We start from the raw sequence: 13,731 nt of genomic DNA on the forward strand, positions 1-13,731 counted from the left end.
ATAGCCAATTAGCTAGAAACGAAATATCCACTTTTTTGATTTCGTTGTACAGAAGTGCCTCCCCCTGTAGACCTTGCAACTTGTAAACCCTCATACGCTAAAGTTAATTCTTCAATGGCAACTGCCTTACCATCTGCTTGGAGTGCAGGTGTTTTCCAGGTTATTGGAATAGCACCAATCAAAGTCCAACTCATCATCGTTTCACCGGCTTGATTGAAAATCAAAATATTGACATTGCGTCGAGATGTTTTCTTCTGTTCATCAAAAACTGCATTCATCCAGTTCCAAAAACCTGGATGATCGGTAACTCCACGTTTAAGAGTGATGTCTGCAAATTCTGTATGACCTAAATAAATTCTTTGCTGATCGTTAACGCCACCTTCTTGAAAGACATTTTTCTTAATTTGAATACTTAATCCTGAACATTCCGCGAAAGATGCAGCAATAGAACTGTCTATTTCTACATAGAAACGATTAGTAGTGACATAATTTAATTCGTGAGTAATGTTGCCATTATTAGCGCCTGTAGCCATCACAACCACCTTTGGGAATTATAATTACCTAGCCTTTCCCGCTGCGATCGCAAATCTTCTAGCAAAAGTTTATATACGTGTTCTGTAAGCTGGTTCATCAGCAGTGAGTCGTTGAGATATTTACTTGCCGTTTTAGCCGCCTTGGTAGCATCAGATGCCGCCGAAACCCCAGCATAGCCAGCAGTCCCGCCAACATCTCCATCGAAGGTGAAAAAATTTTGTTGCTGTTTTGAGTCCATAAATAAAAAAACTCTCCCTAAATCCAGGCTAAAGGTAGTGCATCAGAATCAAAAGTAGCCAAAAGTCGAACTTAGTTTTTGCCTGGATTTCGACTTTGGGTGAATTGTGTTACAAGTGCGATCGCTGTACTCTAGATGTTAGTAACAGCAAAATATTCACCTAGCTACTACTTGGGCATCTGGAGAAGAAAATGAGAGAACAGGTCAGCCGAGGGAAAAAAACTACTACAGGCTTCTCAATTCCATCCCTGAAACACCCAACACGTGGCTTTGGTTTGGAGTCGTCGGCAATTTCACGCCAAGCGGTTCCTGAAATACAACCACTCGATAAACCAGTTACTCACGATATCAGTCGCATACCTCTGCGTAGTCCCCAAGCAAAACTCTCAATTAGCCAGCCGGGAGACATTTATGAACAGGAAGCTGATAGTGTCGCACAGCAGGTAATGCAAAGAATGGCGCAGCCTGTAAATCGTCAGCATATCCAACGAGAAACATTGCCAGAAGATGAAGAAGAATTGCAGATGAAACCTCTGGCAAATTCCATCACGCCTTTGGTGCAACGAGAAGCATTGCCAGAGGATGAGGAAGAAGAATTGCAAATGAAACCTCTGGACAATAGCACACTGCAACGAGAAGCATTGCCAGAGGATGAGGAAGAAGAATTGCAGATGAAGCCGATGGTGCAGCGTCAAGGTGAAGTTGGGATGGATGCTGCGCCAGACTTGGAAGCGTCCATTAACCAAGCTAGGGGTGGAGGAGTGGCGATCGCAGACAATATCCGCGAACCGATGGAGGTGGCGTTTGGCGCAGATTTCAGTGGAGTGAAAGTTCACACGGATGGTCAATCTGACCAGTTGAATCGATCAATTCAGGCGCGTGCTTTCACGACGGGACAGGATGTGTTCTTTCGGCAAGGTGCGTATGAGCCAGGGAGTCGGAGCGGACAGGAGTTGATCGCCCATGAGTTGACTCATTTCGTGCAGCAGAATGGCGGCAGGGCAGTTGAAAATACATCAATCCAAAGATACACAGAGTCTACTGATAGAAATTATCAAATCTCAGAAAATAAGAAATTTGCGGTAGCAACTGCTAAGTATCCCAAGGATATATATGTATCATCAAAGGAAGCTCCAATGGACTTACCTGGAGGACTAGAATGGGAAAGTGGTGGCAATAAAGAAATTGATAATATTACCTATACACAATACACCGCTGATATTTCAAAGTACGAGAACAAGAAAGGAAAACCCGGTACTGAACATTTTTGTGGCGAATTGGCGCGAGGATTAACTGAAGTCGATCAGAAAGTGGATCAATCTACTAGTGACGTGGGTGGGGTTTTGTATGATTCAGATACTTCCCCTGGACGTGATGATGGCTGGGAAAATCATTATGCTTCTGTCGTCATGAGAGATGGAGGGGATCATGCAAGCTTTGAAACTGCTGTTGGAATACCAGAGGTCTGGGTCGGCATGTATGGAAAAGAAAAAGGACAGACATTCAAATATAAGACTCAAGAAGCGAATATAGAAAGACTCTTAAGCATGGAAGATATTGTATTGCCAGGAAAGACAAAAATGGAAAAGAGTTTCTTTGACTATTTATTTTGTAGACAAGGAAAAGAGGTTGTAATCACAAAGGAAACAAAAATACCGAGAGGAATAACAGCCGAAGAAGCTCAACAATGGAAAGGTGAGATGATTGCATGGAAAGAAACTGGAGCAGAGCCGGCATCGGAATATATGAAATCTGTGATAGCGATATTAAACGCGGAACAAAAAAAACTTAACCCTCAAGAAAAGTAGGAGTAAAGCTTATGATGACCAAATATGCCAATGCTCTCTTCAAATGGAGTGCGATCGCCCCGAAGTGTTTAGCGATCGCCCGATCTTATAGGGTGCGTTAACGAAGTAACGCACCAAATCATCGGTTCGGTGCGTTACGCTGTCGCTAACGCACCCTACTGGACATGATTGAAATTCACAAAGCCGGAAATACATATTATCCCAAATTGAATTAAACTGCGTAGGCGCAGCCCGCAGCAGGCATCGCCGATCTTGTAGAGGAGCAGGGATATCTTCGCAGGGGAAGAAAAAGTCCTTTTGATTCGGTGAAATTGGATGATTTATTTTTTAGAGTTCCCTTACTTGAAGACAAAAGTTACTTCACAGAAGGCAGAAGTTGCTACAGACTGCGCGAAACACCGAAACGTCTTGGCAGAAGTTGATACAGAGTGCGCGAAACACTGAAACGTCTTGGCAGAAGTTAATTCCAAGAAGGCAGAAGTTGATACAGAGTGCGCGAAACACTGAAACGTGAAAGCAAAAGTTAATTCCAAGAAGGCAGAAGTTGATACAGAGTGCGCGAAACACCGAAACGTGAAAGCAAAAGTTAATTCCAAGAAGGCAGAAGTTGATACAGAGTGCGCGAAACACCGAAACGTGAAAGCAAAAGTTAATTCCAAGAAGGCAAGCTTGCCGCAAGCATCGCCCGATACCATAGAATCAACTTCCCAAACCCAAAAACTTAGACTTTCGATAAATTGTGTTACAAGTGCGATCGCAGTACTCTAGATATTATTAACAGTAAAATATTCATCTAGCTACTGCTTGGGCAATCTGGAGAAGAAAATGAGAGAACATGTCAGTCGGCAGAAAAAAACTACTACAGGCTTCTCAATTCCATCCCTGAAACAACCGATACCTGGCTTTGGTTTGGAGTCGTCGGCAATTTCACGCCAAGCAATTCCTAAAATACAACCACTCCACAAACCAGTCACTCACGATATCAGTCGCATATCACTGCGTTCTCAAGCAAAACTCTCAATTAGCCAGCCTGGAGACAAATACGAACAGGAAGCTGATAGCGTCGCACAGCAGGTAATGCAAAGAATAACGCAACCTGTAAATCACCAGTCTATCCATCGAGAAACACTGCCAGATTCAGAAGAATTGCAAATGAAACCTCTAGCAAATTCCATCACTCCTTTGGTGCAACGAGAAGCATTGCCAGAGGATGAGGAAGAATTGCAAATGAAATCTCTGGACAATCGCACACTGCAACGAGAAGCATTGCCAGAGGATGAGGAAGAATTGCAAATGAAATCTCTGGACAATCGCACACTGCAACGAGAAGCATTGCCAGAGGATGAGGAAGAATTACAGATGAAATCTCTGGACAATCGCACATTGCAACGACAAGAAGTGCCAGAAGATGAGGAAGAATTACAGATGAAATCTCTGGACAATCGCACATTGCAACGACAAGAAGTGCCAGAAGATGAGGAAGAATTACAGATGAAATCTCTGGACAATCGCACACTGCAACGAGAAGAAGTGCCAGAGGATGAGGAAGAATTGCAAATGAAATCTCTGGACAATCGCACACTGCAACGAGAAGCAGTGCCAGAAGATGAGGAAGAATTACAGATGAAGCCGATGGTGCAGCGTCAGACTAATGCTGGAATGGCTGCTACACCAGACCTGGAAGCGTCCATTAACCAAGCTAGGGGTGGTGGACAATTGATGGCAGACAATATCCGCGAACCGATGGAGGCGGCATTTGGCGCAGATTTCAGTAGGGTGAAGGTTCACACAGATGGTCAATCAGACCAATTGAATCGGTCAATTCAGGCGCGTGCTTTCACAACGGGACAGGATGTGTTCTTTCGTTCGGGAGAATATAATCCTGGGAGTCGGGGCGGACAGGAGTTGTTGGCGCATGAGTTGACTCACGTTGTGCAGCAGAATGGGGGGGCAGTGATGCGATCGCCTTTACCACCGCAGCAGTTATCGCAACACACAGCTATCGAAACCCCATCTGCATCAATTGCCGATCGCACGAGCCAACGGAAAAGGGCAATAACAGGGAATAGCCAAATTTCATCATTAGCGCAGCCCGGATATTTGCAAATGGTTCCATGGAATGCTGCTAATACTACGCCTGTAGGTAGTTTATCATCATCGCTAAGTGCAGGATACGCGTTGGCAACAACGAGTCCGAATGCACGACCTCCTGCACCCTCATGGGTTACTGACAGAGTTGCCGAAGATAATCCATGGAATGAGGATACAGAGAGGATAGTATCAGAGAATGTTGCCTTAGATGCCTGGAATAAGTTACCAGTCAATGCTAAAGCAAGGAATGATGAGACGACTTGGAGGAACGCCAGATCAGAGAAAGATTACAATAATAGAATGAATGTACATAAGAACCAATGGTCAATAAACGCGCAAAGAAGATGGTTAACGGCCAGTTGGAATGTGTCATGGAATAATAACGATGGTGACTTACCCGGACTCGCGGGAGCCGGAGGGTATGCTGAATACTATGCGCAACCAACAGGAGTTATAGCGGCTGAAGGGTTCTGGGGGAGAAATCGAATTGTAAGGGATACGACAGGGGCAGGGCCACATGCCAATCATTGGTGGGCTACAAGCGATCACTACAATAATTTTACCCGAATTATATAACTATTGCTTAATATTAGGACTCCGATTTGATTTCTGAAAAGATACTGAGATTGAAAAGCCCGTTCTATCAGGGTTTTATCTGAAATCTTGTTCAAAAATCAGATATGAGTCCTATACAATCGCAATTTACAACAAAAAACCAATAAAAAAAGTAAAAAAGGAATGCCACGATGAAGAATATAGGATTTAATATAACACGACCATCCATCATAAATGTGGTTAATAAAGTAGCATATACAGACTTATCAAACTCACTCAGCCAATCATATAAGTTGTACACTCTAAATGGCAAAAACATCGTCAATATAGAGACATTTCTAAGTGAATTTTCCGATCAAATATTAACGGAGGGCAAAGCAGACAATTTGAGTAATTTTGAGGATCACTTTTTCCAATACCTCGTAAATTGTCCTGAAGTCCGCTCTGCCCTTATTTGGACAGAAGTCGATAACATGTTGAAAGGTGCATTGATCGATTTAATTACCTTTTCAGATATCCTTTCCTCCATTACCAGAAAATTATATAAGCACGGTCGTACACATATAAATATATTAGTTGGCAACGATATTAATTTTCCGATGCCCATTCAATTATAATTGCGATCGCCGCTCTTATAGAGTGCGATCGCCCGATCTTGTAGGGTGCGTTAACGAAGTAACGCACCGAACTGATGATTTTGTGCGTTACGGCGTAAACAACCAAATCGCCTGTCAAAATATCCAAACACAAACGCCTAACGCAGCCTACGAGAGATATTAATTCGGCATAAACAATGGGTATTTTAAGACAATAGACTCATTAATAGACCTCTTGCAAAAGTTACTTTTGCAAGAGGGGGAAAAGGGAGTGATGTTGATTATATTCATTACAATCCTGTGCGGCATCAATTATGTCTGACTCCACAGGATTGGCAATTTTCAACTATTCATCGGTTTATCCAGCAAGATGTTTATCCGCAAAATTGGGGAATGATTGAAGTTCCAGAAGTGCTTAACAGTATTTGGGATATTTAGAAGAACTGGAATGTGGCGCGGTGCGTTATGCTGTCGCTAACGCACCCTACTGGACTCGATCTTGTAGAGAAGCAAGGATATCTTCGCAGGCGAAGAGAAAGTCCTTTTGATTCGGTGAAATTGGATGATTTATTTTTTGGAGTTCCCTTACTTGAACCTGAGTTCGGGATAAGGAAAAGGACAGGTAGTAAGCTGAAAATAACAACAAATCCAGCAACCTGTCCTATGTTTAGTTTAGATGCTTTGTTCTGTCATGTAGATGATTTCTGTAAAGCGTTTGAAGCTCAATGGCACAGAAAACTGTTAAATCATGGAGGAATAAAACGTGTAAGAGCGAAAAGCTTGTGTTTAAGTGAAATAATGACAATTATCATCGCTTTTCATCAAAATCACTACCGGAATTTCAAACATTTTTATTTGAATCAGGTGAAACAGCAGTGGAGTTCTGCGTTTCCAGGTCTTCCTTCTTATCAACGATTTATTGAATGGATACCATCAACTTTAATACCTTTATGCGTCTATCTGAAGCATTGTTTCGGACAATGTACGGGTATCGGCTTTATCGATTCAACCTGCTTGAAGGTATGTCATAATCGTCGGATTTCTCGGCATAAGGTATTTAAAGGTTTAGCCGCTCGTGGCAAGACTTCCGTGGATTGGTTTTTTGGTTTTAAGCTTCATATTGTTGTCAATGAGCTTGGTCAACTCTTAAATGTGACTCTTACTCCTGGTAATATTGATGACCGTAAACCCGTACCAGATTTACTGTGTAAGCTTTTTGGCAAAATATTTGGCGTTAGCGAAGCTTACCGAAGGTATCGCGGCTATGTTTCTGAAAAACTTGCTTCTCAGCTTTTGGAAGAGTTCGGAATCCAATTTTTCGCTAAACCCCGTCGCAATATGAAGAATAGGCTGATGCGTCTTCATGACAAACTTTTGTCCCGTAAACGCTCAATTATTGAAACGATTAATGATCAACTCAAAAACATTTCTCAGATTGAACATTCTCGACACCGAAGCCCCGTTAATTTTTGCGTTAACGTTCTTTGCGGATTAATCGCTTATTGTCATCAACCTAAGAAACCTAGCCTTCAACTGGAGTGGCTTTTACCTCCTTATCTTTAACCCGAACTCAGGTTACTTGAAGACAAAAGTTACTTCAGGGAAGGCAGAAGTTGCTACAGACTGCGCGAAACACCGAAACGTGAAAGCAGAAGTTAATTCACAGAAGGCAGAAGTTGCTACAGACTGCGCGAAACACCGAAACGTGAAAGCAGAAGTTAATTCCGAGAAGGCAGAAGTTGATACAGAGTGCGCGAAACACCGAAACGTGAAAGCAGAAATTAATTCCGAGAAGGCAGAAGTTGATACAGAGTGCGCGAAACACCGAAACGTGAAAGCAGAAGTTAATTCACAGAAGGCAGAAGTGCGTAGGCGTAGCCCACCGCAGGCATCGCCCGATACCATAGAATCAGGTTCTCGAAAATTTATACTTTCGATAAATTGTGTTACAAGTGCGATCGCAGCAAAATCTGTAAACGCGAATATTTATGTATACATATCCAATTAACACTTAGCCTTAACTGAAGTGTATTGCCTCTAATTCTTCCCTTACAGATAAAGGCTGATACCCCAATGCAAAAGCTTTGGAACTATCCAAAGAAACATCAGTTGGTCTAGGTGCTGCCATTTTCACATCTTGTTGCCGACAAGATTTAAGTCTAGTGGCAGGAAGTTGCAATACTTCTACTAATATCTGTCCAAAATCATAACGTGAAATCCGCTCTTTGCCACCTAAATGAATGATGCCATTAACTTTTTCTAATGCTAATAAAAGTCCTTTGGCGGCAGTTGTTCCACTTACTGGGGTGCGAAATTCATCAATAAATAAATTTAGTTCTTTTTCGGCTTGTAAAGTTTGAATAAATGGCTGAATAAAGCTTTTCGCTGTGGGTGTTGCTGCACCAAACATCAACGGCATTCGACACACTGCGGTCATGGGATACCTTTCTAGCATATCTGCTTCTGCGATCGCCTTTTGCTCGCCGTAAAGATTGACAGGACACACGGCATCTGTTTCTCGATATGGAGCATTTAAACCATCAAAAACTAAGTCGGTCGAGGTAAAAGCACAAGGAATAGAATTATCCGCGCAAAGTCCGGCAATATTGCAAGATGCTATCACATTAATTGCGTGCGATTCTTTGGGGTTGGTTTGACAAAAATTTGGTTGCGAATGTGCAGCAGTATGAATAACTGCTTCTGGTTTGACATCATTAAAGATACGTTTCAATTCCTGAAAATTTGTTAAATCCGCTTGTAAAATTTTCATACCAGTAATCTCTAAAGGATGGGATAAATAAGTGCCATAAATCTCCCATTCTTGTTTGGCAAGCTGGCAAAGATGCCATCCTAAAAAACCACTTGCCCCAGTGATTAACAATTTTTTCATGTCTAATCGTAAACCGCTCAAGAAAAAATCCTTGTTACAGCAGGCTTATATTTTACACTGAGTAGTGGCGATCGAATACTATTGCAGTAATTCCTGAAACTGTTTTTTACTACGCACTTTGCTAAAGTCGGGGTCAGTTTTTGCTAACTTCTTGTATTTATCAGGAACAAGCTTGATTGCTTTGTCTAGGTTCTCAATTGCTAATTCTAGATTGCTTTGTAAAGCATAAGAGCAAGCTTTGTTGTAATATGCTTGGTGCAAATCTTGCTTGATGGCGATCGCTCTATTATAAGATGCGATCGCATCTTGGTAGCGGTGCAGCTTTGTCAGAGCTATACCTCGGTTAATTAAAGCTTCATATTTGTCGGGTTTGATGGCGATCGCTTTGTCGTAAGATGTAACAGCATCTTTGTAGCGTTGCAACGATGTTAAGGCGATGCCACGATTATACCAAGCTTCATATTTGTCGGGTTTGATGGCGATCGCTCGATCGTAAGATGCAAGAGCGTCTTGGTAGCGTTGCAGCGATGTTAAGGCGATGCCACGGTTAATCCAAGCTTCAGGACTCTCAACTTTGATGGCGATCGCTTTATCATAAGCTTTTATGGCATCTTCATAATTATGTCTATCTAATAAATTGTTACCTTGATGAAAGTAATCTTCTGCTTTTTGGGTAGCCTTCGCTTCTATGAAAAGTTGGGTTACATTGCTTTCTTGGACAACCTGTGTAGTATTTTCTGCCGATGAGTTTCCCCCACCACTACAGCCAAATGTCAAGAAAGCTATCAAGCCAGATGCAACGAAGCAGTGCCGAAAAACCATGCTGTACCTACAAAAATTTTTAGATGATGGTCAAATTTGTTAGTTTTTTGAGTATTATCAAAATACACTAGTTTTTACCCATTAATTTACTTATATTTCTTTTCCCAAAAAGGTTTGTTGACGATGCATAAAACTTTATCAAAATCAAGCGTATGTAATAATATCATATTAAATACACATAAAGCAATCGCTTAGAACCTGCTTTACTCAAAAAACAATTTATTCGTGTTGCTATATATATTGCGTAGCTGTGACTCGTCGTAAACATCGCATTCCTGTAGTAATTCATCCTGATGAGAAGCTTCTTCAATTTGCCAATGCCGACGGTATAAATCAGCCAGGATCGCAGAGGTGAAGACAGAAGGAATATCAGAATAGTTAGTTTTTCCAACCTCTATCTCTATTAATTAGTTTTATTTTTCGCTTCCAAAGAAAATTCAAACTAAGCTCTAGATATTGATAAATCGGATAAATAATTTATATTAAATATATGGCAATTTCAAGTTTTAATTTTACTTAAAAAATTATTAACAGGAAAAAATCTCATAAAAATTGCTAGTGCACTCATAATGCCATGAGATAATTTTTGGCATTAAAATTGTCTATTTTGTATTCATCATTTTTTATTTAGGATATAAAACTATGTCTCTTTTCTCCCCTGATGGTCGGACAAAAGTTAGCAACACGACAACTTCTCCATTTAGTGCTATAGGAAAGATGAGAATACATTGGAAAGGCCCAGATGGGGTTATTGATACTGCTGATGATATTATCATCAACGGTTCTGGTGCCATGATTGATTCCTACCACTTTTTAACAGCAGGACACTGTGTATATGATACGAGATATGGAGGTTGGGCAGATAAAATTGAGGTGATGCTTGGTTCTAAAGGAAATATCATTGCTGGTACAAACCGCGCTGATTATGAATATTATAGTGAAGCTAAATCTGTTTATACACGTTCTTTTGATGGATGGACTCAAGGAGATCAAACTAAAAGCGAAACTTTTCAATACGATATAGGATTGGTTACTCTTGACCGCAATATTGGAAACTTTACTGGCTGGTTTAACTATGGATATGACGATAATCTCAGCAGTGGAACTTTAGTGAATGTCACTGGATACCCATCTGATAAATTTGATTCCAATAGCGATGGGAAATTTGACAACTATGATATGTGGACTCAAAGTGGAAAAATCACAAGTACAACTGACTCGATCTTGCGTAGTAATGAGCTAGATATCTTACCTGGAAATAGTGGAGGCCCTCTCTGGCTTAATAATTCCAACACAAATAAACCAACTATTTATGGAGTAGCTTCAAATGAGACAACCAGCAATAAAACTCCGCTTTACAACGAGTTCGCCCGAATTACAAGCACTCGATATAATGAGATTCAAAACTGGATCGACCAAGACAATAGCGCGCGCCAACCCACTGACAAAGCTGATTTAGTAGATTCTGATGTGTGGTTTAACACCACTCTTGGAAGTTTTAATAATAAAACTATCAAATATGGGGAAAATTTCAGCATCACGGTCTATCCTCGCAACAATGGTACAGCCGCGACAGGCACTTTCTCGGTTTCTTTTTATGCTTCCACTGATGCCAATATCACTGATAATATTGGTTCTCATTACTTAATTGGTAATACAACTATTTCTTCGATTAATCCATTCAATTCGGGAACAGCGACTTGGAGTGGTGCGTTTCCGAATATCCCAATTGGAAATTACTATGTTATTTCATTTCTAGATCCAACTAATTCAATCCCAGAGTTTGATGAAAGTCTAACCAGCAACCAAAAGGTATTTAGAACTTTACTCACTGTTGCCAATAATACGCCTACTTCGCCAGATATCACCGTTTCATCAACCGTTAGCTCCCCTTTATCAGCCAATGAAGAAAATCTTACCTTAACAGGTGCAGATGATATTAATGGGACTGGTAATACTAGTAATAACAATCTAAATGGTGGAGATGACAATGACATCCTTATAGGGGGAAGTGGTAATGATACTTTCGTTGGAGGTTTAGGTAACGATACACTAACGGGAGGAACTGGATCTGATGTTTTTACTATTAATACCCCTTCTGAGGGGATTGATAACATTACAGATTTTTCGCCCTTAGATGACACAATTCATGTTTCTCAAATCGGGTTTGGAGGTGGACTTAGTGAAGGTATACTTCAAGCCACGCAATTTTTTATCGGTTCAGTAGCAGAAGATAGTAGCGATCGCTTTATCTACAACAATAATACAGGGGGTTTATTCTTTGATGCTGATGGTACAGGCTCATCTAGTCAAATCCAAGTTGCTCAACTAGCAATAGGTCTAGCTATGACTAATACAAATATTTTCGTGATTGCCTGATAAATCAAAACGCGATAAATCAAGACGCGATAAATCGCGTCTCTACATGAGGGTTTATCTGTGCAAGGCTTAACTAATGCCAAACACTGACTCGACAGTTGACTTAATCGAATCCCGCGCATCCTTCAAAGTTTGGCTAATGGGATGTTTTGCCTGCAAAAATGCGCGTGCACAATTGCGTCCCGGCATTCCGGAAATTGAACCACCTGGATGAGTCCCTGCACCAGTCAAAAATAGATTATCAATTGGCGTTTTGTAGTTCGCTATTTCTGGCAAGGGACGGAAAAATACCATCTGATCTAGGGTCATGTCAACATGGTAATAATTCCCTTTGTACGCACCTAATCTTTCTCCTAGTTCGGCTGGACTTTCTACCCGACGGGCGATAGTTGCATTTTTGACATTAGGTGCATAGTCTGCCAATTTATCAATCACCCGATCTGCAACTTTGTTTTTCAATTCATCCGTCCAACCAGTACCTTTTAAACCAGTGCCTTCTGCACCAGCAATTTGATAAGGAGCAAAGTACTCAATCCATAGAGTGTGCTTACCTGCTGGTGCTAATGTGGGATCTAAATAACTAGGCATCACCACATACATTGATGGGTTAGCATCAGGAATCTCTCCCAAGGTACATTTACTATGAGCCTCTTCTACATGAGCCACAGAATCAGCAATCAAAATAGAACCGACAAGATATTCATCTTTGTGGGCGTGGTGGGGAAAATGGAGTGGTTCGTCTAAAGCCAAATCTATTTTGAGGATGGTTTCGTTGTTGTTAACGATGCGGCGTTCCAATCTTTCCCATAAATTTGGGTCGGCTCCATCAACATCGCTTTTATCTGTCATTTGTAAGAACAACCGCTTGGCATCAATATTAGAAATAACCCCGTATTTAGCGCGATATTCTTTTCCACCAGCAACCCGCACACCTACAGCTTTGCCATCATCAATTAAAACTTTTTCAACGTGCTGATCTGTGAGAATAACGCCACCTTTACTTGTGACTAAATTCACCAAAGCTTGCACAAGTGCGCCAGTTCCACCGCGAGGTCTGGCCATCCCCGGATTATGACGCATTGCCATCATAATTGCACCAATGGCAAGGGTTTTTTGTGATGGCGGCGCACCAAGTTCTGATGCTAGTCTGGCTAGTGGCGCTTTCAGAAATTCTTCATCAAACCATTCGTTAAGTAAATCCTCAGCGCTGGTCAACATCGTGCGAATAAAGTCCAGCGTTTTGTTTGGAGAACCAATAACAGAAAATAAATCTTTCAGTTTGGTAACGTCGTAGTTACCAAGAATGTCTATAACTGATTTTGGCGGTGCATTAAACATAGGAATCATTGCACCTAGCGATCGCTGCCAAAAGTCTACAAATTCTGCGTATTTTTTGGCATCACGTTGGTTGTAACGGGCGATTTCTGCACAAGTCTTTTCCAGCGACTTATGTCCTAAGAAATACTTCCCATCAGGATGAGGACAGAAAACAACTGGATCGCACTGCAAATAATGCAAGCCATATTTTTCTAGTTCTAATTCTTCAACAACTGGGCCTAAATGAATAAATTCATGGTCAATCGCACACAAATTGAATTTAAATCCAGGAGCTTCTTGCGGTAAGCATTCTTCAGTTGTTGCTGCGCCACCTGGTACAGAACGCTTTTCTAGTAACAGAACGCTATAACCAGCTTTTAGCAAATAAGCTGCGCAAACTAGTCCATTATGTCCAGCACCGATCAGCACAACATCATACTCTTGCATAGTTGGAATTTAGAAATAAGTAGCTTTCTAAAATATTAGAAAATTTTTATTACA

General features: G+C 41.2%; 13 protein-coding genes. 7 read left to right on the forward strand and 6 right to left on the reverse strand.

The genetic code is table 11. From position 1 onward, the window contains the following. Nucleotides 1–8: 8 nt before the first annotated feature. Both NSTC731_RS23395 and NSTC731_RS23400 read right to left on the reverse strand, forming a co-directional pair. Entirely contained in the window at nucleotides 9–533 is a 525-nt protein-coding gene (locus NSTC731_RS23395; RefSeq protein WP_292725611.1) for a phage tail protein, read from the reverse strand. Continuing rightward, on the reverse strand, nucleotides 533–772 hold the full coding sequence (locus NSTC731_RS23400; RefSeq protein ID WP_445627012.1) for a hypothetical protein: 240 nt from the start codon (nucleotides 770–772) through the stop codon (nucleotides 533–535). Before NSTC731_RS23400 ends, NSTC731_RS23395 begins: the two co-directional genes overlap by 1 nt. Nucleotides 773–963: 191 nt before the next feature. Here NSTC731_RS23400 and NSTC731_RS23405 point away from each other — a divergent pair, with 191 nt between their 5' ends. The 3 genes from NSTC731_RS23405 to NSTC731_RS23415 all read left to right on the forward strand — a co-directional run bounded on the left by NSTC731_RS23405 (nucleotide 964) and on the right by NSTC731_RS23415 (nucleotide 5,247). After that, entirely contained in the window at nucleotides 964–2,580 is a 1,617-nt protein-coding gene (locus NSTC731_RS23405; protein WP_445627013.1) for an eCIS core domain-containing protein, read from the forward strand. Between the two features lie 510 nt (nucleotides 2,581–3,090). Beyond that, complete coding sequence (locus NSTC731_RS23410) at nucleotides 3,091–3,348, forward strand: hypothetical protein (protein ID WP_445627014.1); 258 nt, start codon at nucleotides 3,091–3,093, stop codon at nucleotides 3,346–3,348. 57 nt (nucleotides 3,349–3,405) lie between these two features. Continuing rightward, entirely contained in the window at nucleotides 3,406–5,247 is a 1,842-nt protein-coding gene (locus tag NSTC731_RS23415) for an eCIS core domain-containing protein (protein ID WP_445627015.1), read from the forward strand. 567 nt (nucleotides 5,248–5,814) lie between these two features. On the opposite strand, the gene NSTC731_RS23420 is transcribed toward NSTC731_RS23415, so the two are convergent. Next, entirely contained in the window at nucleotides 5,815–5,970 is a 156-nt protein-coding gene (locus NSTC731_RS23420; RefSeq protein ID WP_445627016.1) for a hypothetical protein, read from the reverse strand. Between the two features lie 152 nt (nucleotides 5,971–6,122). Between NSTC731_RS23420 and NSTC731_RS23425 the strand changes: the two genes are divergently transcribed. From NSTC731_RS23425 to NSTC731_RS23435, 3 genes are all read left to right on the forward strand, one after another. Then, nucleotides 6,123–6,260 (forward strand): hypothetical protein, encoded by a 138-nt coding sequence (locus NSTC731_RS23425; RefSeq protein WP_445627017.1) that lies wholly within the window; start codon nucleotides 6,123–6,125, stop codon nucleotides 6,258–6,260. A gap of 225 nt (nucleotides 6,261–6,485) precedes the next feature. Further along, nucleotides 6,486–7,385 carry an IS982 family transposase gene (locus tag NSTC731_RS23430; RefSeq protein ID WP_445632155.1) on the forward strand — a complete coding sequence of 300 codons (900 nt, stop codon included), beginning with the start codon at nucleotides 6,486–6,488 and terminating at the stop codon, nucleotides 7,383–7,385. Nucleotides 7,386–7,401: 16 nt separating this feature from the next. Next, the gene (locus tag NSTC731_RS23435; RefSeq protein WP_445627018.1) at nucleotides 7,402–7,830 is read left to right on the forward strand and encodes a hypothetical protein; all 429 of its coding nucleotides are present in this window, start codon (nucleotides 7,402–7,404) and stop codon (nucleotides 7,828–7,830) included. Nucleotides 7,831–7,839: 9 nt separating this feature from the next. On the opposite strand, the gene NSTC731_RS23440 is transcribed toward NSTC731_RS23435, so the two are convergent. Further along, the gene (locus NSTC731_RS23440; protein ID WP_445627019.1) at nucleotides 7,840–8,712 is read right to left on the reverse strand and encodes an SDR family oxidoreductase; all 873 of its coding nucleotides are present in this window, start codon (nucleotides 8,710–8,712) and stop codon (nucleotides 7,840–7,842) included. Between the two features lie 78 nt (nucleotides 8,713–8,790). Then, nucleotides 8,791–9,534 carry a tetratricopeptide repeat protein gene (locus NSTC731_RS23445; protein ID WP_445627020.1) on the reverse strand — a complete coding sequence of 248 codons (744 nt, stop codon included), beginning with the start codon at nucleotides 9,532–9,534 and terminating at the stop codon, nucleotides 8,791–8,793. Nucleotides 9,535–10,176: 642 nt separating this feature from the next. On the opposite strand from NSTC731_RS23445, the gene NSTC731_RS23450 reads away from it, so the two are divergent. Next, nucleotides 10,177–11,913: a trypsin-like serine protease gene (locus tag NSTC731_RS23450; protein ID WP_445627021.1), complete on the forward strand. Its 1,737-nt coding sequence runs from the start codon at nucleotides 10,177–10,179 to the stop codon at nucleotides 11,911–11,913. A 69-nt stretch (nucleotides 11,914–11,982) separates the two neighbouring features. Here NSTC731_RS23450 and crtO read toward each other — a convergent pair whose 3' ends face one another. Continuing rightward, the gene (crtO, locus tag NSTC731_RS23455; RefSeq protein WP_445627022.1) at nucleotides 11,983–13,677 is read right to left on the reverse strand and encodes a beta-carotene ketolase CrtO; all 1,695 of its coding nucleotides are present in this window, start codon (nucleotides 13,675–13,677) and stop codon (nucleotides 11,983–11,985) included. Nucleotides 13,678–13,731 lie beyond the last annotated feature (54 nt).

This window comes from Nostoc sp. DSM 114167 (assembly GCF_052692655.1).

What these genes read in the sequence shown, in the direction of transcription:
- NSTC731_RS23395 (WP_292725611.1), bottom strand. Translation starts at nt 533, where the DNA reads ATGGCTACAGGCGCTAATAATGGCAACATTACTCACGAATTAAATTAT.
- NSTC731_RS23400 (WP_445627012.1), bottom strand. Translation starts at nt 772, where the DNA reads ATGGACTCAAAACAGCAACAAAATTTTTTCACCTTCGATGGAGATGTT.
- NSTC731_RS23405 (WP_445627013.1), top strand. Translation starts at nt 964, where the DNA reads ATGAGAGAACAGGTCAGCCGAGGGAAAAAAACTACTACAGGCTTCTCA.
- NSTC731_RS23415 (WP_445627015.1), top strand. Translation starts at nt 3,406, where the DNA reads ATGAGAGAACATGTCAGTCGGCAGAAAAAAACTACTACAGGCTTCTCA.
- NSTC731_RS23430 (WP_445632155.1), top strand. Translation starts at nt 6,486, where the DNA reads ATGTTTAGTTTAGATGCTTTGTTCTGTCATGTAGATGATTTCTGTAAA.
- NSTC731_RS23440 (WP_445627019.1), bottom strand. Translation starts at nt 8,712, where the DNA reads ATGAAAAAATTGTTAATCACTGGGGCAAGTGGTTTTTTAGGATGGCAT.
- NSTC731_RS23445 (WP_445627020.1), bottom strand. Translation starts at nt 9,534, where the DNA reads ATGGTTTTTCGGCACTGCTTCGTTGCATCTGGCTTGATAGCTTTCTTG.
- NSTC731_RS23450 (WP_445627021.1), top strand. Translation starts at nt 10,177, where the DNA reads ATGTCTCTTTTCTCCCCTGATGGTCGGACAAAAGTTAGCAACACGACA.
- crtO (WP_445627022.1), bottom strand. Translation starts at nt 13,677, where the DNA reads ATGCAAGAGTATGATGTTGTGCTGATCGGTGCTGGACATAATGGACTA.